The organism is Fibrobacter intestinalis (genome assembly GCF_900167415.1).
Taxonomy (GTDB): domain Bacteria; phylum Fibrobacterota; class Fibrobacteria; order Fibrobacterales; family Fibrobacteraceae; genus Hallerella; species Hallerella intestinalis.
The window spans coordinates 1-25131 of sequence record NZ_FUWU01000038.1 but is presented as its reverse complement, the minus strand read 5'-3'; the positions used below and the strand labels follow the sequence as shown (position 1 = coordinate 25131).

General features: G+C 48.4%; 15 protein-coding genes. 5 read left to right on the top strand and 10 right to left on the bottom strand.

The genetic code is table 11. The features are described 5' to 3' along the window. Nucleotides 1-153: 153 nt before the first annotated feature. From B5D40_RS10460 to B5D40_RS10450, 3 genes are all read right to left on the bottom strand, one after another. Complete coding sequence (locus B5D40_RS10460) at nt 154-1128, bottom strand: Rpn family recombination-promoting nuclease/putative transposase (RefSeq protein ID WP_078776852.1); 975 nt, start codon at nt 1126-1128, stop codon at nt 154-156. Between the two features lie 293 nt (nt 1129-1421). Further along, a complete protein-coding gene (locus B5D40_RS10455) occupies nt 1422-2783 on the bottom strand; it encodes a glycosyl hydrolase family 8 (protein ID WP_073302800.1) in 1362 nt (453 codons plus the stop codon). Nucleotides 2784-2937: 154 nt separating this feature from the next. Next, nucleotides 2938-3846: a T9SS type A sorting domain-containing protein gene (locus tag B5D40_RS10450; protein WP_078776851.1), complete on the bottom strand. Its 909-nt coding sequence runs from the start codon at nt 3844-3846 to the stop codon at nt 2938-2940. Nucleotides 3847-4125: 279 nt separating this feature from the next. On the opposite strand from B5D40_RS10450, the gene B5D40_RS10445 reads away from it, so the two are divergent. Next, the gene (locus B5D40_RS10445) at nt 4126-6327 is read left to right on the top strand and encodes a glycosyl hydrolase family 8 (RefSeq protein WP_078776850.1); all 2202 of its coding nucleotides are present in this window, start codon (nt 4126-4128) and stop codon (nt 6325-6327) included. Nucleotides 6328-6364: 37 nt separating this feature from the next. Further along, nucleotides 6365-8560 carry a cellulase family glycosylhydrolase gene (locus B5D40_RS10440; RefSeq protein ID WP_078776849.1) on the top strand — a complete coding sequence of 732 codons (2196 nt, stop codon included), beginning with the start codon at nt 6365-6367 and terminating at the stop codon, nt 8558-8560. Between the two features lie 977 nt (nt 8561-9537). Here the strand turns inward: B5D40_RS10440 and B5D40_RS10425 are convergent. Genes B5D40_RS10425 through B5D40_RS10400 form a run of 6 tightly spaced genes read right to left on the bottom strand, consistent with a single transcriptional unit; the run spans nt 9538 to nt 18847 of the window. Beyond that, nucleotides 9538-10590 carry a glycoside hydrolase family 18 protein gene (locus B5D40_RS10425; RefSeq protein WP_078776847.1) on the bottom strand — a complete coding sequence of 351 codons (1053 nt, stop codon included), beginning with the start codon at nt 10588-10590 and terminating at the stop codon, nt 9538-9540. Between the two features lie 8 nt (nt 10591-10598). Then, nucleotides 10599-11474, bottom strand: a complete 876-nt coding sequence (locus B5D40_RS10420) for a hypothetical protein (protein ID WP_143159318.1) — start codon at nt 11472-11474, stop codon at nt 10599-10601. A gap of 11 nt (nt 11475-11485) precedes the next feature. Beyond that, nucleotides 11486-13633, bottom strand: coding sequence for a hypothetical protein (locus tag B5D40_RS10415; protein WP_073302806.1), 2148 nt, complete (start codon nt 13631-13633; stop codon nt 11486-11488). Between the two features lie 16 nt (nt 13634-13649). Next, on the bottom strand, nt 13650-15860 hold the full coding sequence (locus tag B5D40_RS10410) for a hypothetical protein (RefSeq protein WP_078776846.1): 2211 nt from the start codon (nt 15858-15860) through the stop codon (nt 13650-13652). A gap of 17 nt (nt 15861-15877) precedes the next feature. Further along, complete coding sequence (locus B5D40_RS10405; RefSeq protein ID WP_073302808.1) at nt 15878-18103, bottom strand: hypothetical protein; 2226 nt, start codon at nt 18101-18103, stop codon at nt 15878-15880. A gap of 9 nt (nt 18104-18112) precedes the next feature. Further along, on the bottom strand, nt 18113-18847 hold the full coding sequence (locus B5D40_RS10400; RefSeq protein ID WP_073302809.1) for a CIA30 family protein: 735 nt from the start codon (nt 18845-18847) through the stop codon (nt 18113-18115). A 230-nt stretch (nt 18848-19077) separates the two neighbouring features. Here B5D40_RS10400 and B5D40_RS10395 point away from each other — a divergent pair, with 230 nt between their 5' ends. After that, on the top strand, nt 19078-20277 hold the full coding sequence (locus B5D40_RS10395) for a glycoside hydrolase family 5 protein (RefSeq protein ID WP_233134333.1): 1200 nt from the start codon (nt 19078-19080) through the stop codon (nt 20275-20277). A 440-nt stretch (nt 20278-20717) separates the two neighbouring features. Here B5D40_RS10395 and lpxA read toward each other — a convergent pair whose 3' ends face one another. Continuing rightward, entirely contained in the window at nt 20718-21476 is a 759-nt protein-coding gene (gene lpxA, locus B5D40_RS10390) for an acyl-ACP--UDP-N-acetylglucosamine O-acyltransferase (protein WP_078776845.1), read from the bottom strand. A 34-nt stretch (nt 21477-21510) separates the two neighbouring features. Between lpxA and B5D40_RS10385 the strand changes: the two genes are divergently transcribed. After that, the gene (locus B5D40_RS10385) at nt 21511-22620 is read left to right on the top strand and encodes a glycosyltransferase (protein ID WP_073302815.1); all 1110 of its coding nucleotides are present in this window, start codon (nt 21511-21513) and stop codon (nt 22618-22620) included. Between the two features lie 1235 nt (nt 22621-23855). Next, nucleotides 23856-24899 (top strand): tyrosine-type recombinase/integrase, encoded by a 1044-nt coding sequence (locus tag B5D40_RS10380; RefSeq protein WP_158222192.1) that lies wholly within the window; start codon nt 23856-23858, stop codon nt 24897-24899. Nucleotides 24900-25131 lie beyond the last annotated feature (232 nt).

The window sequence follows — 25131 nt, the reverse complement described above, 5'->3', positions numbered from 1 at the left end:
AAAGTTCATGGAAAAGTAAAAAGCACTACTTTAGGGAGCGATTAGCAACAAGGAATTCCTACGCCATCAGAATACCACAAAGCGGCTAGCGATAAAAGGTGAAAAGAAAGCAAAAACGGATAGACACCATGGCTCTTTCAAAAGCCAAATGGATTACAGTTTCTGAATCTCTTCCTCGGAGAGACCAGAGGCATCGGCGATGATTTCCGCGGAAATTCCACTGCTCTTAAGCGCTTTCGCGATTTCCCTGCGCGCATTCAAATCTCCAATTTCAATTCCTTCTTCCCGTCCCCTTTCCATGCCGATTCCGAGACCTTCCTCGTACTTGGCGGCGAGTTCCTTCTCTTCGGCTTCGGCGATCGTCTCGTAGCCGTAGGCTTCCGACGCGGTAATGAAATCCATGCGAAGTTCCTCCTTCTGCGTGCTGTTCAACCAGCGTTTCAAATATAGAAACGTTTCGTCGAGAAAGCGACCCGCCTCGTCTTTGGGCATGGCGGCCAGTTGCTTAACAGCTCCCCGCAGGTGCACTCCCTTATTTTCCCCGTGGAACGCATAGTTCATCGCCAGCAGAGCGAGGGTCATCTTCGCCGAAAGATTTTTGATGGATTCCGCATCTAGAGCGTCCCCGAGATCCACGAGTTCAAAGACAAAAGGCAGACCGATTTTGTGGTAATACGTCGGATACTGCGGGAATATGGTCTTCGCGTCCAGCTTCCAGCGATCCTTGCCGTTGTAAAAGACAATAGCGACGGTCGGGACGTTCTTCTGGTTCTTGACCATGATGTGGAACCAGTAGTTTATGAGCTGCTTGACGACGGTCGGATCCTTCGCGGACTTGTGCTCTTCGAGGATGCCCACCAGCAAGTCCGTTGATTGTAAATTGGGCGCAGTTCCGTGGTTTGCAATCCTGACGGTAAACGCCAAGTCCGCGTAACCAAAGCTCTCCGTGTCGCTGAAGGACTCGGAAATCTCAGTGAGGGTCGAGAGGTCCACGGTCTTCAGGAACTCGGCAAGGCTCTCGTTTTTTCGGGCAGCAAAGCGCAGTAGCTCGGCGGCGTGCTCAGGCTTCTTGAAAACCGAGCGGAAAAAGGAATCGTGCGGGGCGACATTTTGGGAATTTTCTTTCATAGGTTTCCTCCTTGAAGATGAAATTTTTAAGCCTCCATCTTGTACAACGCTCGAGAGAAGCTTTTGTGGAAACCTTTTTTCGTAAAAAGTTTTTGCGTTGGCAAGAATTAAGGAAGGCCGTTCTCCTGACTGTGCTTCAACTAGTTTGGCAAGCTCATTAAGCGCTTTAACCAACCGCTCTCACGCAAGCGATTTTTTTGAAAATGAATTTTTAGAGAGCGCTTATTCCATCCAAGCACAAAAAAACGCCCGGCATATAACCGGACGCTTTCACAACGAAAATTCAAATCGTACTAGAACGGCTTGACATATTTTCCGTTCATCAGCTGACTCATCATGATATGCAGAATATTGATGAAATAGCTTGAAGCCGACGTTTCCATTATTTGGGCATTGAAGTCCGCCGCACAGGCATCCATCCAGCTGTCGGCTCCCGCCATGGCTGTTAGACACCAAGCACCTTTCCAGTGCAGCGAAAGTTTCGAATTCACAATATCCGGTCCGGCCGATTCATTCCAAGTAAAGTTGGTCGCCGGAAGATTCACCGGATCGCCACCCGACTTGGCAGAAATGAAAGAGTTCAAGGTGTTCAACACCTGTGCCGCACGATCATCCTGGAACCAGTAGTAATCCCAAGCGAGACGCCACGGAATGCGCACCGATTCCTTGTTAAAGGTCCAATAGGTCTTGTCCGCCGAGTTGTTGTTCGGATTCACCGCCACTCCAGCACCATTGCTCCAATCCGGGAAAACGCCAGTTCCCGCCTTTTGAACCTGCTGCATATACGCATATTCGGCATTCAGTACACCCGTCCAATCGTGATTGGGGTCCACCATGGCAAACAGGCGCAGTGCAACCGGAGAGAAGTAGCTCAAGTTATAAACCGGATCGCTTCCGGTCCACATAGGCGTGTCACCCGAATAAATCAACAGATTGGATTTGTTGATTTCGTGTTCCCAAAGGGCGGCGACCAAAGTCAAAGCGTCTTCCAAATACGCCGAATTTCCCGTCATATAATAGGCGACGATCAAGGAGGTAGCGATGTCCAAATCGGCATCGGTTGCGCTGGCGTCATCAGGAATAGTCCAGGAAAACGAAGCGGTGAGCCAAGGCATCAAGCCGTTTCCTCCAGCATAAGGTGTATTGCGATACGCCTTGCTGTAAATCCAAAGACGATTGAAAGCGTCCCAGTCACCGGCAAACAAGGTAATCAGCATACCATATCCAATACCTTCCGATACCGTACAGCCACGTTTATACATCGGCGAACCACTTGCTTCATCAATCCAGCAGTTGTTGTTGGTGGAAGTGGACCAGATAACGCGACCAGCAGACAAACCCTGAGCAATATACGGGGCAAAGATTTCACCAAATTCAGCTCCCCAATTCGGATATCTGGTCGCTTCGTCTTCCAATGTTATGTAATGGAAATCTTTCCACACAGGATACAACGCGTCCGGATACTGGGCGTTTGCCGTAGCAGGGAGCCTGCCGACCTCCGACTGCGCCCCACCGGAAGAACTACCCGGCACAACAATCGAAACCGACGAACTCGAATTAGAATCATCCCCCGACGACGAGCTGCTGTCTGAACATGCGCTCAAACCAAACAAAGCGCACAACGCTAAAGAACAAATCGGAAACTTAAACTTCATAGGATCTCCACAAATTTTCGCATCGCAAAATACGATTTTAGAACACCCTAAATATATACAGCACGCCTAAAAAAGAAAGCAAAATTTTCACTTACAAAAAAAGAATGGAATCTGTATCACAGATTCCATTCCATTTTCCAAAATTTGGACTCAATTACTTGAGAACGATCTTCTGGCTGAGGTTTGCCTGACCAGCAACACGAACCATGTAGATACCGGCATCCATGTTGGCGAGATACAGGGAAGCGTTGGCAGAGTTGAGAACGCTCTTCAGCATCACCTGACCCTGGAGGTTGAGAATTTCAACCGTTGCACCAGCCTTGACACCGGAGAGGGAAAGGGTGCGACCAACAACAGAAGCTTTCAAAGCAGAAGCAGCCTTTACAGACTGGATAGCAGAGCCATCGCACTTGCCGTATTCACCGATAGTCGTGATGTTAAATTCGGTGGTAGCACCAGCCTTGCCGGCCATCTTGAACTTGACAGCAGCGGTCTTCGCAAGAACTTCAGACTGATTGACTTTCTTGCCCCAACCGGCTTCCTGCTTAAAGTCGCTCCAAGCGAGGTTTGCAACCGTTGGAGTCGCTGCAATTTTCAACGCAGCCTTGTAGTTATTGTATTCAGTCACAGTGCCTTCGTCTTCCGGAGAGATTTCGAGTGCCGGAGCAATGCCCGTGGATTTGTAACCAATGCAAATACCACCCCAGCTAGAAACATCCTCACCCTTTTGGTCGCCGCCGGAAACGTTGAAGCCGACACCCACGAACGGGTAGTCAAAGCCAGCACCCAGAGACACGGTTGCGCAAAGGCCGCTACAGTAATCAATAATCGGGTCCAGCGCATTGTCGTCATATTCATTGCCCTTCTCAACAGGCCATGTAATGGTGGAAGAACCGCCATCGTTGGCATCGTTATAATCATACCAATAGCCGTATGTGTCCGTGCCATCGTCAAAACCCGTTTCGATACGGTATTCGCTATTGGCACCTACCCAGGTTTCCAAGCCGAAAGACATGGCCACTGCGGCAAGAACGGCGGTTGCAGCAAAGATTTTCTTGTTCATAGTTTTCTCTCTCTTGTTAATGTGAATGTCCAATAAGGACGGTTTGCCATTTAATATATCTTTTTTCCACAAAAAAGAAAGAGATTTTTTCCTACGCTAACTTTTTTTTTCAAAAGACCCCACCATCAAGACGTTTTTCATTGTTAATTCTTTTTTACTTTTCAAAATTGACGCAAAACACTTTTAGAATTTTATCCAGATTACACAACGCATTCTTTAATAATTTTATACACGAAAAAAGCTCCCCGTTCAAAATTTATCGCTTATTTTTGGGAATATATGAAAAATTTATCGAAATCCTTTCTATTGTTTCTTGGCCTTGCTGCGTTTTCCGTGGCAAACGCCGCCCCCCAATATCCCTTTCCGCAAAATAAGGCTTATCCCTATGGCAACACGTTTCAATCTGCCGTAACGGACTCTATCAAAAGCCATTTCAATGTTTGGAAAAAGGCGTGGTACACCGAAGCGGGAACATTTTACGCCAAATACGGTGGCGCATCCGAAAACGCCAATAAAGCAATGCCCTCGGGAACAGCGCGAATCATCAGCCCGAACTCCCATGCCGAACTTTCCGTTTCGGAAGGCATCGCCTACGGAATGCTCCTGATGGTCTATATGTCCTCTACAAATGAAGATCACCAGTCGGAATTCGACAAGCTATGGAAATACTGGAAGTGCTACGGCAAAGGTCTGAACGGCAACGGTTGCAGCAGCTGGAGCGGTCAAGGCATGGAATGGCAGGTGGACAATTATGACGGAAGCATCGGTTCCGGTACAGCAAGCGATGCCGAATTTGACGCAGCGGTCGCCCTGGTGATGGCATCCAAACAGTGGAACAACCCCACCTACCTCAACGAAGCCAAACAGCTTATCGCCTGGATCAAAAGCAACGATATGAATAGCGACGCTTCCATCCGTCCGGGCAGCAACTGGAACGACGCCTTTAATCCCAGCTACGCTGCCGTCGCCGCATTCCAGCTCTTTTACGAAATTACCAACGATGCCTTTTGGCAAACCGCAGTGGACAAGGCCACAAGCGAAGTACAGCTTTGCCAAAATGCCAAAACGGGACTCATGCCCGACTGGTGCGACTGGAACACTCACCAGCCTACCGAAACAAACGCATCGGTCACCAGCGGCTATCTCGGATTTTACAACGATGCGACCCGTACGCCATGGCGCATGGCATGGGGCTACGCCTGGTATGGCATTTCGAAAGCCAAAACATCCAACGATAAAATCGTTCCGTGGCTGGATTCCGCTTCCTATGGTTACGCCGGCATGATCCTGCCGGGGTACAATGTGGACGGCTCTTCGGACAACGACGTCTATGTTTCCTCTGATTTTACCGGAGGCCTAGGTCTTTCTATGCTTTCCGCAGACGATCCCAAATCGTATTTAGAAGGCCTTTACTATACCCTCACTAATACCAAAGGCAAGGATTCCCTCCGCGCTAAAGTCGGCGAAGAATATTTTGCATCGACCTTGAATGTTCTGTATATGCTTCTGCTCACCGGCAATATGCCCAATTTCTACAACATGACCAACTACACGGACTTTGTTCCGAATCCGGCCAATGTGCAGACCCCCAAACAGCCCATCGGCGTTTTGCAGGACACAGCTCTCCAGCCCACCATTTCCGGTCTTGCCCACTGGGGAGTCTATTCCGATGACCTCGGCGTAACCAAAATGTTCCCCGATTCGGGAAGTTCGGGCATTTTCCAGCAGACTGACGGAAAAAACATCGCTTCAATGGAAATGTTCATCGCCCCGGAACCCACCTACAGCACCGATCCTAATTTGAAATACCCATTTGCCGGAATCGCCTGCTCCTTTGATTCTGAGCAGTCCTACCACGATTTGAGCGACCTTGCCAACGTCCGCATTACCTACCGTAGCAAAGGGGTTATACGTTTCGCCCTTCTAGACCAGGAAACCCTGAATCAGGACAAAGAAGGTGGCGAACCCGGCTACTTCCTGCAACCGACGGACGACGAATGGAGAACTATCGATATTGATATCACCGCTAATGCAAACAACGATTTCAACACTCTCACCTACCCTGCATGGACAAATCTGAATGGAGTCATCAGCGCCAGCGATGTTCTTAAAGCAGTCCGCGGAGTCAAATTCGACGTAAAAATGCAAAAAGCGGGCTATGCCTCTTTTGACTTGGCCGAAATCGCTTTGCAGGATCGCAACGGAAATGTTGTCAAAGCATTGAGCGGGCAAAATGCCATTCCCAAAACGGAAGCACTAACCAAGGCTTTGCTCCGTCAGAGCGGCAACATCGTCCATTTCAACGCCGTCGGGAACAACGCCAAACTCAGCGTTTACAACCTGAACGGGACGCTTCTTTCCACCAGGATGCTGAATGGTTCGGGCGAAATCGCCCTGGACGAACTGGCACCAGCCCGTGGGCTTTACGTTTTGCGTCTTTCAACGGCAAAAACATTGCAGTTCTTGAAAATTCAAAAATAAACTTTCTCGGGATTGGGTCCTTTTTTAGGAGAATTTTATGAAAACATTCACCAAGTTTCTTTGCGCAAGCGTGTTGGCGTTTTCTGCAACAGCTTTTGCCGACGTCAGCTCTGCCAAACCGATTCGCGTAGGTCCCGTCCAAAATTATGGAGCCCTTGGCACTAGCGGCAGCAAAATCATCAGCCTAAAAAACAACAAACAAGTAGTTTTGCGCGGCGTAAGCCTTTTCTGGTCGGACGCCACCGGCTCACAATACTACAATCCCGAGGTCATTTCCTGGGCGGCTAAAAATCTGGGAATTGACGTGTTCCGTTTTGCCATGGGCATCGAACATTACAAAGCGGATGAGAGCGACCCTTTGGACGAAAACTACTCCTATAAAGGCAATCCCAGCAGCAATTTGGCATTGCTGGAACAGATGGTGGAAGCCGCCATCAAAAACGACATTTATATTATCATCGACTGGCACAGCCACCGCGCGAACGAAGAACAGTCCCTAGCGGAAGAATTCTTTACAAAGGTGGCACAGAAATACGCCGATGTACCCAACGTGATTTTCGAAATTTTCAATGAACCCGTGAATCAAAGCTGGTCGGTAATTTCCAATTACGCAAATACCATTGTTCCTAAAATCCGCCAATTCACACAAAATTTAATTCTTGTCGGAACGCCGAGCTGGTCGCAGCTTTCTTCATACGGCGGGGTCAGCGGAACAAATATCGCCTACGTTCTTCATTTTTATGCTGGTACGCACAGCGTCAGCACTTACGGAACTAGAGCCTCCGCCGCCATGAACAGCGGAAATGCCGTATTCATTTCGGAATGGGGTACAACTAGCGCCGACGGAAAAGGGACAGCCAACGAAAGTGCCACAAATGAATGGCTCACGTTCATGGATCAGAACAATATCAGCAACTGCAATTGGAGCCTGCGCCAATACCGAAGCACTGTCGATAATTCTGAAGAGGGCTCCGCCATTTTTGACGGTTCCGAAAACTTGACTACCCAAGAGGCATTGAATAATGCAAGCTACACCGCCTCTGGAACCATCGTCAAAAACTATCTTCAAAAACACATTCGCCCCTGGGCGGACTCCCTTGTCGCAGGCAAATCCGGCTCCTGCCACTTCAAAAGCAAGACCGTCAGCGAAACCGCCGGTTCTGTGGATTTAACAGCAGGCTGCTCTTACACGTCCAGCAATACCGAAGCCGTTTCCGTATCTGGTTCCACGGCATCCATCGTTGGTGCAGGCTTTGCCATTCTTACCGGAAATGACGGTTCCGAATCCGTCATCGTTGTCGAAGAGGAACCCAAGCAAACCTCTGAAATCACGGATTTTACCTGCCGCTATGGGGGAAACTGCTCTCAAGGCCACGAAATGAGAAATTACACGGGCAGCAGCGATTTTGAAACCCTTCTAGCAAAAAAATCGACCACCGTAGAGGGAGGGAAGATGTCCTTCCAATCTTTGTCCCCGGACCTTTTCTCGGTCAAAATGGGAATCTGCAACAATAAAAACTATTGTTATGGTGCAACATACGGAGTCTCGCTGCCCATGCTTCAATTCACAGGATCCTATGGCGAAGGAAAAATTGTCGTGTCCGCCCCGGCAGTCACTGGATATCGCGCTTTAAATGATACCATCACGGTTATTTTTGCAAAAGGACAACAGCGTCTTCATTCGAAATTCAAAAACCGCACGCTCACTCTTGGCGAACTCAGCGAAGCAAACGCACTCCCCGACACCACATTAAATGGAGGAACCGCTACCAGCTATACCTACAACGATAAAGAATCAACGCCTTACCTAACCAAGTTGGCAACACAAATCCAAGCGGGAACAAGCAACGCAATAGTCCGCATTACCGCGTCAGCTCCGGAAACGGAAAACTGGGAAGCATTCCAAAAAAGCATTACGGTGATCATCGGCGACAGCGCTTTGGCTTCCGCAGAAAATAAAGAAGAATACTACGCTACACCCATTATTGCTTCTGCAAAAATCGCACCGTTCCGCACCGAGATTCAACACGGCAGTCTGCTTTTGCAAATCCCTCAATCCGGATGGGTAAACTGGGCAATTTATACGTCGGCAGGGAAAGTACTTTCCAAGCAAAAACAGAACCTTTCCGCCGGAACCCACCTGATTTCTTTGCAAAACATTCCGACGGGTTCTTACATTCTTCGCGTTCGCCAAGGCTCCAAGCAGGCGTCTTTCCATTGGAATAAACACTAATATTATACAGTATTCCCCCAAGTCCGCTTTCGCGGACTTTTTTATGCCATCAGAACAGGAGTTTTTTTTGAAACAAGAATTTCTCACGAGCATTTCTATTTCGGAAAAGAAGTTTTCCTGCGGGTAGGGAGTGCAGCGTTCACAAACAAAAATGCGCTCTTTCGTACGGTGTCCTTTCACGGGAAAGGGGGAAGAACAGAGTGGCAAAGCCCGCCACCTTTCCTGCTCCAACCAGATGGGTACAACATCTTGCCCGCTGCTGCGGGCGGCAATACTTTTTTGCGCGAACATCATTTTTTGAGGGAAATTTATTTTCTGGACAATATTGTGCAGCACTTCGTCGCATCAAGAGTTCCTCCCGATGAACACGATAAGGACGACTTCTTCCGCAGCGTTCATTCCTCACAAAATCTTGCATTCATCGGTTGCTGAACCAGTCGAAGTACCCTTTTCTAGAAACTCGGGACGTTCCGTAAGCCGTGCTTTGCACTTAAAAACTTGAACTATATTTTTATAAGAGAAGATGAAAAACGGCGGGATGACGTTTTCCCTGAATTTAACGATTATCCAACACAAAACGGGAATTGAGATCCAAAAAGAAATTATATACAATCCTCCATCAAATACTCTCAATGAAAAATTTTCCAAAAGTGTGAACATCTTTTTCGCAAGAGCGAACTTTTTTTCAAACGAGGCATTTCACAAGGGAACTTCTTTTCAAAATGGAGAAGCTCTTCACAACGTGAATTTTTCAAAGTGGTGAATTTTTTTCAAAAGATGAACTTTTCTCGCCAACAACGAGATGCTTCACCGCTTTGAAGAAAATGCAAAACGCCCCCTTTTCCCTTCACCCTATCCCCTCCTTTGGCAATGCGAAAATCTTTAGTGATTACAAGCAAATCGGGTGGAATTTTTCATATAAGTCCCATACAAAAAACGCTGCGACTCCGCAGCGTTTTGGAAAATTCTGTTCAAAATTATTTCTTTTTCGACTTGTAATTCACATCCGGACGAAGTTCCAGCCCGATCGTCACCAACAACGAAACCAGCGGTTCATGATGGTCCTGCGAAAGATCATAAGCAGCGACTCCCGCATAACCACTGTTCTTGACAACTTCCGAAAGAGCTTTCACCGAAGGGATTCCCATGAATACAATGGACTCCATATCGCTCACAGCCACTTCCGACTTGGTCGCTTCATCAAAAGAAACCTTGTAATCCGGCGAATCGAACTTAGTCATTAATTCCTTATAAGAAATCAAGCCTTCGTTTCCGCTGCCAATTCCCGACTGCGCATCGCCCAAGCCCTTGGCTCCAGCAAAGCTCTTGCCGTAAAAAAGCACAACAGGAACAAGCTTGTCTTTATCTACGCCCTTGGAAGTCAAAGCATTCATCGCTTCTTCAAAAACGGCAGTGCTCTGATTCGGTTTAAGCTCAGAAACCTCTTCGGTCATCTGATCCGGAACAAAAACCGTTACATAATCAGCTTGATTTAAAGCTTCTGCAGAATAGGCTTCAACAGCGGGAAGGTAAGCCGTCACCGACACAATCTTGTCGCCAAGACCTTCTTTTAATGCGGCAACCATCTTAGCAAAATTTTCCGCATTTTCTGTGGTTAGATTCTGCCAATCCAATTCCAGCCCCGCCGCATTATTTTCGGCGAGCCAAGAAGAGAGATTGCTTACAAAAGTTGAACGCAATTCGTCAGAGGCAGCGATTTCCGCCAAAGTAGCCTCTTGCTCCATTCCGCCAACCGAGACGATCAACTTCACGTTGTTTTCGCTAGAAAGCTTCGCCAATTCCTTAAAATTTTCCACATCGTTTTCATCCGCAAAGGCGAGAGAACCGTCAGATGCGGGAGAAAGCGACACATAATGAATATGCGTCACCATGTTATAGCGAATATCTTTCGGAGCAAACTGGGAATACTGGCTCCAATACGGGAAATATCCCACTACCTTGTCAGCAGCGGCATTGGCAATCGTCGTCATGCCCAAGGCAAAAGAAAGAGCGATCAATTTCAAGTTCATAAGAATCCTCACTCCGCAATTTCGCGGATGATACCGTCATCATCGCAATAAAGTTTAACAGCCGGATATGTTTCCGTCTGCACGGGATTATTCTTTTCTTCATCTGTACAGATTCGATACGCCCAGCCATGAGACTGACCATACATGATAAATTGAAGAGCAATCACGTCCATATTCAAATCGTTCTGCAAAAGCGATTCCAGTTCGACCAAATCCAGCAGATTGTCGTTGAAGTTGAAGTTCACCAGGCGTCTCCTCTTGTCCTTTGGAATTTCTCCCTCGGTTCTGGTCTCTACAACTTTGCAATCCGTTGAATCCACGACTGTTCCCGTGTTACTTGGCGAGCGATTTACAATTGTATTAAGTACGCCGTCAATGTCAAAAGCAACCGGCTCCGTTTTGAGAGAATCCGAAAAACCTTCAACCCTGATAATTTTTCCAGCGGCATCATAGGTGATTTCGCCAAGCCAGACTTTTAACGCTTTCAATGTGTCGGGCTTAACAGTCACATAAGTGGTATCCAGGCCACAGACCGTTTCGCTGATAACGTTTGGAGTCCAGTCTTCCACCCAAAGCTCTTCGCTATAACCGGCAAAATATGGATTCACATAAATCTGGTGCAAAGAAGCCGTGTCCGCAAAAAATGCGGCAGTATCCGCAGCAATCGCTTCGCTTTCCAGCATCAGCGAATCATTGTGAGCTTTGATAAGATCCTGAATTTGCAAACCGGCCAATTCAGGATGAACCGAGAGATAAGCTTCTACAGTAAAATCTTTCGGGTAGTTTCCTTCCAAAGCTTCCGATGAAGAAACATCCATCGAGGAGCAAGCCGTGATAGCCACAGCACTCAATGCCATAAAAAGATTAAGAGTTTTATTCATCATAGTCGCACCTCTTAGAACGCTACCGTTACATCTGCCATAATCACGTTTTTGTCAATAGAAAGTTCATCATTTACCACTCCTGTTTCATCAGAGCGGATGAACGAAACCTTGTCGGTCAAGAGTCCATACTGAACAGACAAATAGGAAGCCGGAGCTATCTTGATTCGCGGACCAACACGGAAAAGCATTTCTTCGACTTTATTGATGGAAGCGGCTGTCGCCACAGGCAGAGCAATTCCGTATTCCATTTTGAACTGTTCAAAACCAGCCTGGAAGCCGATCGGTCCCCAAATTTCCGCAGAAACGCCAGCCATAATACGGTCGGATTTGCGTTCAAAGTAATGATCTTCTTCGGAGTGGGCATAGGAGCCTTGAATCAAAATGCGATCAACATCTACGCCAAATTCTTGCAGCACCTTGTCCAAACGAACGCCGGCACCCACACCAAACTGCGTGTATTTGTTGTCAATGGCATCCTGATTATACTGCGAAAAACGCACATTCAAATGAATCGCCGCATTCCAGTCACCATCAAAAGCGACATCAAATCCCTTGCGATCCGGCGTAGCAATACCATACGGAAGAGCCATATCCAGCGATCCGTCCATCAGAAACAGGGCATCGTTCAAGTCCAAGCGTTTAACGGTATTGGCATTGTAGCCATTGCGGTAAACATGTACGTTCTTGTAGTTATTATATAGGCGGGAATACATCAAACTGGATTCCGATGCGCCGGACGAAAGGACATTCGCCGTTGACGCAGACTGAATATTCGAAGCATTATAAGGATTCGAATTATACACTCGGAAGTAGAGATTTTCCAGACTCGACATACCGAATGCGGACACCAAAGCCGCATAGACGGAATCCGAATAGAGACCGTTCGCATTCAAAATCACCGCATTCCCACGATAAGCCGGGGCAGAAGCCAATTCTGACCAGAACTTTTCATCATTCTGCAAATAACGTCCACGCAATTCCAAATTAAAATCGGCGAAAGACGTCTTCACATACGGCGCAATGTAGAAGCTTGTCCCGTTATCGTCAGCAAAATCCTCCTTAAAGGTTTCATTGTTTGTCGAAGTTATTACCGTCACATAAGCAATGGAATCCAGTCCTCCATCCTCATTCGGAACAGTTCCCTTTTTCAACGAATACTCTTCTGAAGTTTTCTTTCCCGAATAGTACAGATCCGCATTCCACCAGGACATGGCAAATTCCGCAGTGACGCCAAATACAACGGGAAGATCCGGAAGCAATTTCTGGGAATCAAAGCCGATTTCGCCGGAAAATACCTGATTTTCATCCAAGGCAAGCGAATCCTCCAAGTCCAAGTCGTGAGCCAAAAAACTGAGTTCGCGGTCAAAAACCCAAACATAGTTCGCACCGATATGGGCACCGTAAGCATCTACACCAGCCCGTGCACCTAACAGATAACGATCAGCCCAATCGAAATCAAAGAAAGACTCGTCGTTTTTCTTGGCGATGTTGCGCAAACGCGCTCCGGTCACCTGCGCTTGAATATTATCTATAACGCCGAGATTGCCGCTGTTATAAACAACATTCAAACCATGAAGCAGACGATTATTCGTCGTGTCCAAGTTACGATCAGCCATTGCTTCGGCACGTTCCTCTGCAAAAATTTCCGGTTCCTGCAAAAAGTTCGGTTGCGGAGTCCACAACGTGTAAGGCGTATAACCGACTCGCATATAGCCTAAATTGAACGAAACGTGCTTATTCAGAATCAAGCCATCGTACGAGAACCAATGCCCAATAACCGGATTGTTGTTTTCTTCGTAAGCGCTCTGCCAATCCTTATGCAAGCGAAGTTCCACCCTGGCCTCGGTTTCGGAACTCGGTCTTGCGGTAAAGACCAGATTCGCTGTGGTGTAAGCCTGCGTTTCCTGCGTCGGGGAATTGTCGCTAAACTGGTCGGATTTCGCCATGGAGGTCAAGACTCCCGCTTTGACCGATCCATTTACCCGCAATCCGAGAACGGCGTCATTCAGCGAGTCCAATTTTTCGAGCAGGGACTTTTGCTGATTCGCCACCGACTGTTGTGCAGTCTCATTCTGTTCGGGCTGTGCAAAAACCGCCGTTGCAGAAAGGAACAACACCGAAGAGAAGCTGAGCAAGTTTTTCATATTCAAGTTTTTCATTCGTTAGTCCCTCCCACTAAAATTCCACATTAATGGAAGCTTCGATGATCGATTGGCTAAATTCATGTTTGAACTTTCCCTTTGCATCCGTCGAAACATCGTAGTAAGAAGGCAAGTTGAAAGCTTCGTCAGCAGAGCCGGAAGCTACCACGGCAGCCGTGTTGTATTCGTTCGAAACCGAAATCATTCCGTAATTGATGGAGAGCCAAGCATTCTTGGCTAGAGAATAGTCGAGCCCGACCATCCATTGCATTTGCTTGCCGCTCATCAAAGGCGCAACCAATCCACTATGCAAGCCTTCGTAAGTATTGTATTCCGTTTTGACATACTGGAATCCAGCGGTAAATCCGAGTCGCGGCAGATATTGTACATACAATCCGGCGTTAATGAAATCGCTCTTGAGTTCCGCGGTTCCATCCACCAAACCCAAAGACGCCCAGTTGTCCGTATCGATTTTGCGTTCGGAATGTTTATAGGAACCCGAAAGTTCAAGCGGCTTTTGGAATCCGAGAATCTTGAACACATCGACCTTGGCCCCGCCGCCAAATTCCAAATAGGTCGCTTCCTTATAGCCAATCAGCGGAGACACCTGTGTAAAGTAGCTGCCGAGAACCTGCGCTTCCGCAAAATCCTTCAAGTCAAATACCAGATTGCCGCGACCACCCATCCGGTTAGAAGTGGCAAGACCGTTTGGCAACGAAAGCTGCAAAGCCGGATCGCTCATGTCTTCGAGCAAAGCCAACTGCGCCCGCGTATAGACATTGGATTTCCAAGAACTCTTATTGAACGGAGCGATATTGTAACTGTCCATTTGTCCATCTTTCAAACCAGAGTCATCCGTCCGCAAAGAGCTTGCCACAGGAGAGAACTTAGGGGAATAATTATAAAGAGCGTCAAAGGTGGAATAAAGAGGCGAATTGACGCCATATTTAATCGAATTGCCATCCACATCCGAATTCAGAATGCGGCGGGCAAAGAATTTCGGAGACTGCGCCAAATTGTTGAACCAGTTGCTGTCATTGCGGACAACGTCCACGCCAAGAACAAGGCTCCAGTCGGCATCCATCTTATAGCCCACATTCAAGTTTACCAAAAGGGCGGAACCGTCCAAAGTTTTCTTTGATGCAACGTCCTGCATCACCAATTCACCTGTTTCCGAATTCATCACCGGATTTCCCAGTTCATCGACAACAGGAATCTGCGAATGATTGTAAACATCGTCCGAAGAATAGGCGTATTCGGCAACCAGGTCGAGAATCAGGTTTTTGTTGCCCAAGAAACCGGCGATATCGCCGCCGACACGACCACTGACAATCAATGTTTTCTGCGGATCTATATCAAAGGGGTTAATCGGCTGCAATTCATAAGGATCGCCAACAAACAGATTTTGATGACGATAGGTGTAGGAATAGGAATCTTCATTATCGAAGATGTACATCGGAGTCACGCCAATATACAGATTTTTGTCCATCGGCAACAATTCCAAATTCCCGGCGACCACCCATTTATCCATATTGGCAGCCTGACTCGCTCCGGCAACGGAATCGTTCGGCAAGATATTGCCTTCGGCACCAGAAAGATCCAAGACCGAAGTTCTATTGATACGGGCAACCATCGCTTCGGCACGGAATTCCCCAAGAGATTTTCCAAAATACTCGCGGAATTGCACGTTGGCACCCTGCAAATTGCGCTGATTGCCTTCAAGAAGTTCCTGCGACTCCGCCATGTGACGTTTACGAGCGAAAATGGTCGGCTCGTAAAGAATTTCCACATCCGGAGAATAGAGAGTCAGCGGGCTGTATTGCTGCCTGAAATCACCGACGACCCAATAGAAATTATTTCCAATATTCCCTTCGACGTTTATCCAGCCGACGGAAAGGGTTTTGGAGGCGGACGAGAAATACTCCTGCATTCCCGCGCCCATTCGGAACATCACATTAGCCCGAACAAATTCATACGGACGAAAATGGAAATCGATGTCGGCATTCGCCATTTCATTTCGCTCCGTTTCCGGCATTTTATTCTTTCCGGTCGGATCCTGATCGGTGTCAAAATACGAAGCTTGAGCTGCCGCGCGAATTTTCCCGCCGATAACGACTCCACGTTTCGCCTGAATGGAATCTACTTTAGCGTCCAGCCTTTCTTGAGTTTGCCATTCTGTTGCAGCGGGGACTGTTACGGCAGCAGCAAGGAAAGCGATCAAAAACTTTTTCATATTCTTTTTCATTGTTTACGCTCTCTCCTTTAGAACCAGACCTTGGTTTCCGCCGAAATATAATGCATATGCCAATCGTTCACAGAGAGGACTTCATCCGAATGGGTCATCCACTTATAACGGACGTGCAGACCGGCTCTATCTGCAAAGTCCCAATCGAAACCAATTCCGATGGCAGTTTCCAAATAATTTATTGGAGCATAGGAATAATAAGAAGAATTAACTTCTCCATACAGGGAAGAAGTCTTGGCAAGGCCATTCGATACGCTATAGCTGGTAAAGGCGTTCTTGGAACGGAACATTTCAATACCGAGAAGACCGACCATGTGGAATTTCGGCGTTACAGCAATAGCGGGTTCAAACTGCCCGAAGAAGCTCCAAAGGAGCATATCAGTCTGGTCTTCGCTGTAGGCAATCGGAGCGATCGTTGTAGAGACTCCGGAAAGTGCCGCATAACCCGTCATCATGATATTGCGATCCGTGCCGAACCAATGCCCAATGTCATAGCCACCCATAAAGGAAAGGAAAGAATACCATTTGGCATGGCTCGGAACCTCTCCCTTGGCAATTTGCTGCACGTTTTCATACGCGGTGAAGGATTCCCACATTTCCCAAGTTCCACCATAAAGTCCACCGCGCTGACGGCGAAGCTTAATGCCGATGCCAGGCTCCAAAATGCCTGTACGGGCAACATAACCACTCGCTTTCGGATCCGCATTTCCCGAGTCCGCCCAGAAAATCGGTTTGTGCTTGGTCCAAGAATTGGTGCTTTCCCACATGTTGCGACCGTTCAAGCGATAGTTGAAAACAATCACATCGTTGCCTTCTTCCACCTGGCGGTGCTGACCGTATTGCAAATCAAAATAGCCGCGGTTGAAAGTCGGTTCCAGCTTGAAGTTCAAGCCCATCATATTCGGCGTATAGCGGAGAGAACCTCCGTTCAGGTAGGCTTCATCCTTACGCCAGCTGGTAAAGCGGGAAGGATTGCTCAAAGAATACGGGGAATAGAAATCTTTCGGCAAATAAATGCCTTCCACCGTAATGGGCCAACCGTCAATGTATTTGCTTTGCGCCTTGATATACACGCCCACTTGCGGAGTCGCCATCGCGGAATTGTAAGCGTCTTCGGCATATCCATAGGCAGCCTCTTCCGACTCATAGAAATTGATGGAATCCGTCATGCTCAAAGCGATATCCGCCATCAAGTAGAGCTTCGGAGTGATGTTTCCCTTCACATCGATAGAAGCCACGTGGGTATTCAAAAGCATCGGATCATAACCCGCAGTAATCCACTGGCCCCGGAATTCGTCTTCGTAAATGATGCCCTTGTCAAAAACAACCCCGATATAGTTCGCACCAACCGTCAAATTGTCCAGAATTTTTTCCTTGGCAATACGGGCGTGGTAAATGGAGCCGCGCATATCGTGCAAACCGTAGGTTTCCAGTTCGCCCGGCTGACCGGCATAAAGACGAAGGCCATCGCGAGTTCCCATATCCGCATCCATCGGCTGAGAGACCAGCAATTGCGCTTTCATATTATACGGCAGCTGATAGACATTCGCAAAAACGCCACCAAAAGAACGGTTCGTCCAGAACGCACGACCGCCTTCTTTCACCGGTTTGAAAACCTTTTCCTTGTAGTAAGTGCTGACCGTCTTTTCGTCCTCGAAAAGTTCGTATTGCCAGGCAAAACGGGGAGCGGTTTCACGTTCCCAAATGGTCAGCGGAGAGGAGTTCATCCAAATCACACCGCCGGCGGTAATATAAGCCCCGAAGACACCCGCCCGAATATCGGCTCCGACATTGAACTCTTCATCGATAGTCGAAGAATAATAGTCCGTGGAATGATCGTACAGAACGCGTTCGTCATAAGTCGGAACGCCCGTCGGCTGCGTCGCATACTTGTTACCGAACGTGCCGGAAAGGTCGAACGGGAACGCAAAATTCGTCCATAAAGTCATGTACGAATTCGGCATGGCGACGATATTCGCCTTAAAAATAGCGTCCACCGCCATACGGGCCTTGTCGCTAGCAAACGCCGGAGACGTATTGGAATAATGGAAATTCTTGACGCGGAACGCCATAAAACCGGAAACAGCGACCGGAAGATCGTCCTTGCCCAGCAGAGTGGATTCCATATTGCTAGAAAGCGTATCCAAAGAGGCGTGAATCGAGTCCAACTGCAACTGGGTTGGTGTAGCCCAAACCGAAGCTGCGCAAGAAGCGATAAGAAAAGAAGAAACTAGTTTACGCATAAAGCCCTCTTAAATCGCATTGCGGAAAGGATAGTTGGCCGGGCCTTCATAAGGCTTGCCGTGTTTCTTGATTACAATATCATCAATCCACACCTTGAAGGATTCGTTTTCATCCTTACGGACTTCCAAGCGGAATCCCTTGAACTTGTCCCACGCAAAGGGAAGCATAACGTCACGGGTGTTTTTCGCATCCCAATACAGACCCGTCATTCCGAAAAGTTTCAACGGAATGCTGAAATGCGTCCATTCCGTCGTAATTTCGCCAAGGCTTTTGGAACGGAGCTTGACCTGAAGCGATTCGCCACCGCTTTTCACGCCATCGTCCACCAGCACGAACAAAGCGTTTTCGCCGCCCTTTTCGCCCTTAATCCAAAATTCCAAAACGCCCTCTTCCAAATACGGAGTGAGATCCACGGAACCGGCAATACAAATGGCCACGCCGGAATAATCGCTCGCGATAAGCTCGATTTCCATGGAAAGCGCGCCTTCTTTCGCATATTTATCCGTCATGACCGGTTCGGGGTTTTCTCGCGGATACTGGTAGGTATATCCACCGCCACGCGGAATGGCTTCGCGCATCACTACCGATACGACATCCTTATCGGGGCGGAACGGTTTTGCGGGTTTCATGATAAAGCGTGACTGATCCCGGTCTCGATAATCTTCAAAACCGGCAGAAGCGATTGAAACCAAAAGAAGCGTTGCCAACAAGCACTTCCAAATGGGTTTTTGCGTAGCATTCATATTTTTTTCACATTCTCCAAAAATCCAGTAAGCAACAATATAAATAGATTTTCCCCATTTCAAATTCGCTTTTTTGCAAAAAAACGCTTTCAGTCTTGCATTTGGACCCTATTTTTTTGTAAATCACACCAATTTCGCCGTTTTCTATTGAAAACATCTTTTTTTGGCGATAAAAAACGTCCCCTTTCGCAAATAATCTATTTTGGGAAAAACGGTTTTAAGGAGTTTTCATGAAAATTCTCTTCTCGGCACTTCTCTTCGCCATCCTCATGACCGGTTGTTCCGACGACGGCGGCATGACCAAAGCGGAATCTTCCAGTTCCACTTCCGATACAGAAGTAGCCATTCCCATCGACTATTCCCAAGGGAGAGCCATGAACGCTCGGCTCGGCAGGGGAATGAACCTGGGAAATGCCTGGGATTCGCAATCTTATAGTGTATGCAAGGATAAAGATTGCCACTTTCCCGCCGATCCTTATAATTACGGCTATAATGATTATCTGGACGGCGGATGGAACAATCCCATTCAGGACGAGGATTTCCAAATCATCAAAAATGCGGGATTCAATTCCGTGCGGATTCCGGTGCGCTGGCAGCACAATTCCAACCCCGTCACCCACGAGGTCAACCCCGACCGCCTTGCCGGTGTCGTCGAAGATGTGCAACTGGCCATCCAGGCAGGGCTGGCAGTCATTGTCGATTTTCACTGGTATTACGAACTGATGGATGCGGCCAATAATTATACGGACAATCCCGAAGCCAATTCCGCCGCCTACGAAGCCGAAAAAGCTCACTTTTTGGCCATTTGGGCGCAAGTCGCCACGGTGCTGAACGCGTTTCCCGATTCCATGCTCGTTCTGGAAATCCTGAACGAACCGACTATTAAAAATGCGGACGTGTTGAACGACGTGATGCTCAGTGCCTACAGCATCATCCGCGCCGCCGCTCCGGGAAAGACAATCATGTTCGAATCCTATCATGCGGCAAAATTCGCCGATCTGGGCGCCCTGAAACTCCCCCAAGACGGCAACATCATCTATTCGGGACATTATTACGAACCCTACACCTTTAGTCATGAAGGCCACGGCTATAAATGCGTCGGAGATGATTCATACATCAATTCGGCGCAAACCGATATAGCCAGCTATGTAACCCTCGCCAGAAGACTTTACCCGGATGTAAATGGAGGCCATGTTCCGCTCAATATGGGGGAATTCGGGGTGGCGGCAGGGTCCCGCAGCAGCTGTGGAACGGATGGTCCGAGCGATAAATACTGGGCTCTCTGGAATAAAAAAACGATTGCCGCCGCCGAAAAATTCGACATCAGCTGGACATTCTGGGGATTCACCAAAGTCGGCGGTTTTGAAGCTTACGACCGTTCAAACAACTCTTGGTATCCCGGAGCATTAGAGGCTTTCTTTCAAAATTAAAGCCATCTAAAAATTTCAGAAGAAGCGGCAATTTGCCGCTTTTTCCTTTTAGGCGGCCCTCTAAAGCGACAACGAGAATTCTTCAAATTGGAGAGCAATGACAACGAAGACGCTTCAAAAGTGCGTCATGGCGAGGAATGAATAAAGAGAATGACGAAGCTATCTTTTCCGTAAAAAAGATTGCCGCGGCTTTGCATCCCTGAAACTTGGAATCTTCGATTCCGTAGTTGAAGTATCCCTGAAAGGGACAATTCGTCTAAGGGAACAAGTTCCCAAGACTCATGGGGCTTTGCACAATTCGTCTAAGGGAACAAGTTCCCAAGACTCATGGGTCGCTTTGCTCCTCGCAATGACGCTCCCTTTCGGAGAGATTGCTTCGATTGCAATTTCCTATGAACTCCAACAACTGATAACTGACAACTAATCACTAAACCACAGAGCTAGCGGATCAATGGGCGATTTTCGACAAGAAAAAAATCCCGAATGGTAGAATCTTGACATTTCACCATTTCTTTTGCTTTTTCTTCGACCGGACTGCGGGAGTGAAAAAAGTCCCGGTAGAGCTTTTCGATTTCCACCATCCGCGATGCCGAAAAACGTTCCGGAAAACGCCGAAGGGCGTGGAGATTCACACCGGCAAAGCGCAGCGGATTTCCCAGAGCCTTCACATAAGGCGGCACATCTTTGTCCACCTTCAGCGCCGCCCCGACAAAACTATAAGCCCCGATCCGGCAATTCTGCGAAACGCCGGCGGTTCCGCCCAAATTGGCATAATCCCCAATTTGAACGTGCCCGGCAAGCTGTACCCGATTCGATATGACCACGCCTTTTCCGATTTGGCAATCATGGGCGACATGGACGTACGCCATCACCAGCGATTCATCCCCCACAACGGTTTTTCCCGTTTCCGCCGTGCCCCGGTGCAAAGTCGCGTATTCCCGAATAACGCAACGCTCGCCGATTTCCAAAAAAGTCCGTTCCCCCGCAAACTTGAGATCCTGTGGCACGTTGCCGAGGCTCGCCCCGTCAAAAATCCGCGTTTCCGCTCCAATTTTCACAAAGGGCAAAACATGGACCCGCGATTCCAAAACCACATTTTCTCCGATTTCCGCAAAATCTTCCACAATGCACCAAGGCCCGATGCAGGCGCTGTCTGCAACTTTGGCGTTCTGGCTCACATAGGCGGAAGGATGGATCATAATTCGGCATAATAATAAATATATTTTGCGCGTTATGCTCAGCCTCTGTATCATCAGCGTTCTTTCCGCGCTCTACGTGTCCTTATTCCTGTTTTTGTCCATAGGGCTTCTGCGGGCAAAAAAGAATGGCGGGCAGCCGGAAAAACTCTGGAGCGTCTCGGTTATAGTCCCCCTTCGCAATGAAGAAGAACACGCCCGACGGACTTTGGAGGCTTTGGACGCTCAGGATTACAGCGGAGAATGGGAAGTCATCTGCGTAAACGATCGCTCTACAGACAGAACCGCTCAAATTTTGGAAGAATTTGCCGCCGGGCACCCGAGATTTTCCGTTGTGCATATTCCTATGGACGCGCCCTTTTTGGAAAGCCCCAAAAAGCGGGCTTTGGAAACGGGATTTAAAACGGCGAAACACGAAATTTTAATGACGATGGACGCCGACTGCATTCCGCCCCGAGGTTGGATTCGCTCGATGGCGAGCCGTTTCCGCGGAAATATCGCCATTGTGCAAGGTCCCAAAAAGAATTCGGGTTCGCCGAGCATTGTCCACGCTTTTCAAAAACTCGAAACCCTCGGCTACACGTCCATTGAAGCGGCGGGATTCAGCATGGGGATCCCGATGGTCGCCAGCGCGGCAGCTCTCGCCTACAAAAAAGAACTCTTTTTTAAAGTCGGCGGATTCGGCGACCTGGTGCACCTTTCTTCGGGCGACGACGACATGCTTGTGCACAAAATGATTCAGGAACCGAATGTCGGTTTTTGCTACAACCTAGATGAAAACGCCGTCGTAGAAACCGCGCCCGTCGATTCTTTTAAAGGGCTTTTGAATCAACGCGCTCGCTGGTCCAGCAACGGTACCAGCTACAGCAATCACCTCTACACGTTTTTCCTGACTCTGATTTACACTTTCTACGTGTGGCTTTTTATTTCTCCGTGGCTCGCCCTGTTTCTCGATTTCCCCTGGGCCTGGTTTTTCATTCCTTTTGCGAGCAAAGTCGCCATCGATGTGCTTTTTTTGTCCATTGGAGCGATTCGGCTTCGCGAAACCAGACTTCTCTTTGCCATTCCCATTACGGAACTGCTGCAAATTCCCATCATTACGGTTGCCGTTCCGCTCGGCATTTTCAAGGTTTTCCGCTGGAAATGAGCTGGGAGAAGTGGCTTCCTGCCGCTTTGCGTTTTTCGCCTTGACGAATGTGGGTCATTTATTCTAGCGGGGGATTTTCTTTTGCAAGGAGAACTTTTTTTCAGACGGAGAATTTTCTTTCACAAGGGGAACTCTTGTTCAGACAGAGAATTTTCTTTCACAAGGGGAACTCCCTTTTAAAGTGGAATGGCTCTTCATAAGGTGAACTCTTCTGCAAAACAAGAACTTCTTTTCACAAGGTGAATTTTCCCGCGGGTCGCGAGGTGCTCGCCTTCGCCCATGAGTCTTGGGAACTTGTTCCCTTAGACGAATTGTCCCTTTCAGGGATACTTCAACTACGGAATCGAAGATTCCAAGTTTCAGGGATGCAAAGCCGCGGCAATTCTTGCTGGCACCTCGTCATTGCGAGGCGCGATAACGCCGTGGCAATCCTATCTGCAAAAAAAAGGATTGCTTCTACACTTCGAGTATAACTCCACTAAGGTAACAAAGTTACCAAGTGTCGTATATCCACATAGAGTATAACTCCACTAAGGTAACAAAGTTACCAAGTGTCGTATATCCACATAGAGGATAACTCCACTAAGTCAATAAATTGACAAGTGTCGTATAACCCCTTCGGGTTCGCAATGACGTAAAATCCCCAGCGGGTTCATGGGCAACCGGAAAAACGCCCAAAAATTGTCAGCGGGGTTGTGGGCAAATGGAAAAACGCCAGGCACAATAGCGAAGCAATCCCTGCGACCCACCCGTCATTGCGAGCAAGGCGTGGCAATCTTGTCTGCGTGAAAGGATTGCTTCACCCCTCTGGGGGTTCGCAATGACGTAAAAACAACAGCCTGCACAAGGAACGCAAGCGAGCAGGCTATCCTGTACACAATCCGTCCCAGCGAGGAACAATGCGACCCATGAGCCTTGGAAGCTCTGCATCCCTTAGGCGAATTGTCCCTTCCAGGGATACTTCAACTACGGAATCGAAGATTCCAAGTTTCAGGGATGCAAAGCCGAAGCAATCCTTGTTGGCATCCCGTCATTGCGAGGCGCGATAGCGGCGTGGCAATCTTGGCTGCGTGAAAGGATTGCTTCACCCTTCGGGTTCGCAATGACGGTCGCTTTCAAATGAGGCAGATTTTCTCCTTGGCGGGTTCGCAATGACGGAAAAACGCCAGACAGCAAGTCGCCAGAGTACGTCTTTTTTTGCAAACTTTGCACCGTCATGGAACAAAGGAGACGCGATGCGGTTCAAGGAAGCGGCGAAAAGGTGGTTTGAAAAGAAGTGCTTGGGCTGGAGCGAGAGCTCCCGGGCGAAATACGCAAATATTTTGCAAAAGTATCTGCTGCCGTATTTTGGCGAAGTGGAGCTGGTCGGTTTTGATTCGGCAAGTGTGCGGGATTTTGCGGAAAGCACTCTCGAACATTTGGCAATTCCAACGCGGCGTTTCGTGCTGGCGACGTTGCAGCAGATTTTGAAAGCGTCGCTTTCGCCGGAGAATTTTGGCGCGCTGGACTTTCCCCACGCTGGGGCGACACGAAAAGGGGAGGCGGTTCCCCTCTCGCCAGAGGAACTTGTCGCGCTGGTTGATGCGCCGGAAAAGAACGAAAATCCGAAACTGGAAAATTCGGCCCGGAGCCTCTTGCTGATTGCATTCACCGGGATGCGCCTGGGGGAAGCTTGCGCCCTGAAATTTTCGGATTTTGACTTTGTACGAAATACTATCAAAATTCACGGGACGCTGGAACGGCTGCCGAATGGAAGTGAAGGAGCAGCAAAAGGAGCGGACGAAATCGCCAAGTCTCCGAAGACCGTCCGCAAACTCTGCCCACCGAAAAGCGAAAGCGGCCATCGGGAAATCCCCATCCCGGAAAATCTGCTCCAATGGCTGAAAAAGACGGCGAGGGAAAATCCGCCGGACAGTTTTTTGGTGAAGCACGACCAGCGGACTTTGCAGAACCATTTCAAGAAGTTTTTGAAGGCGGCGGGAATTGAAGTGGATGCCCACATCCACACCCTGCGGCACAGCTTCGCTACCCATGCGCTGACTTCTAACAAGGACCTGAAAACGCTCTCGGTGCTTCTCGGTCACGCCAGCACCCATACGACTCTTGACCTTTACGTGCACCCGACATTTGAGAGCAAGCGGCGCGTGCAGGAAGCGTTCTGGGAGTTCGTGAAGAACCCGAAGTGGGCGCAAGATCCTGCTCCGCAAAGAAATAGTGATTATTGGAACGAAAATTTTGGAAAATCGGGAGGTTCCGGGCGCAAGCCGGCCCAACGGTGAATTTCGCAGAAGTGCGCTTCTGCGAAAGTTTCCGCCAACGATAAGCAAAATATAACTCGGATTTGTAAAGATTGCAATACAAAAGACGTGAAAATCTTTGCAGAACCGGCCCGGATTTGACTGAAATCAACTCTGGGCGTAGGAATCCTAACCCCGGCAAGCGGATTTCCCTGCCAGGACATGTTCCAACCTGTCCCCTTTTTTGCTCGGCGGCGGCTCCGAGTCGGGAAAA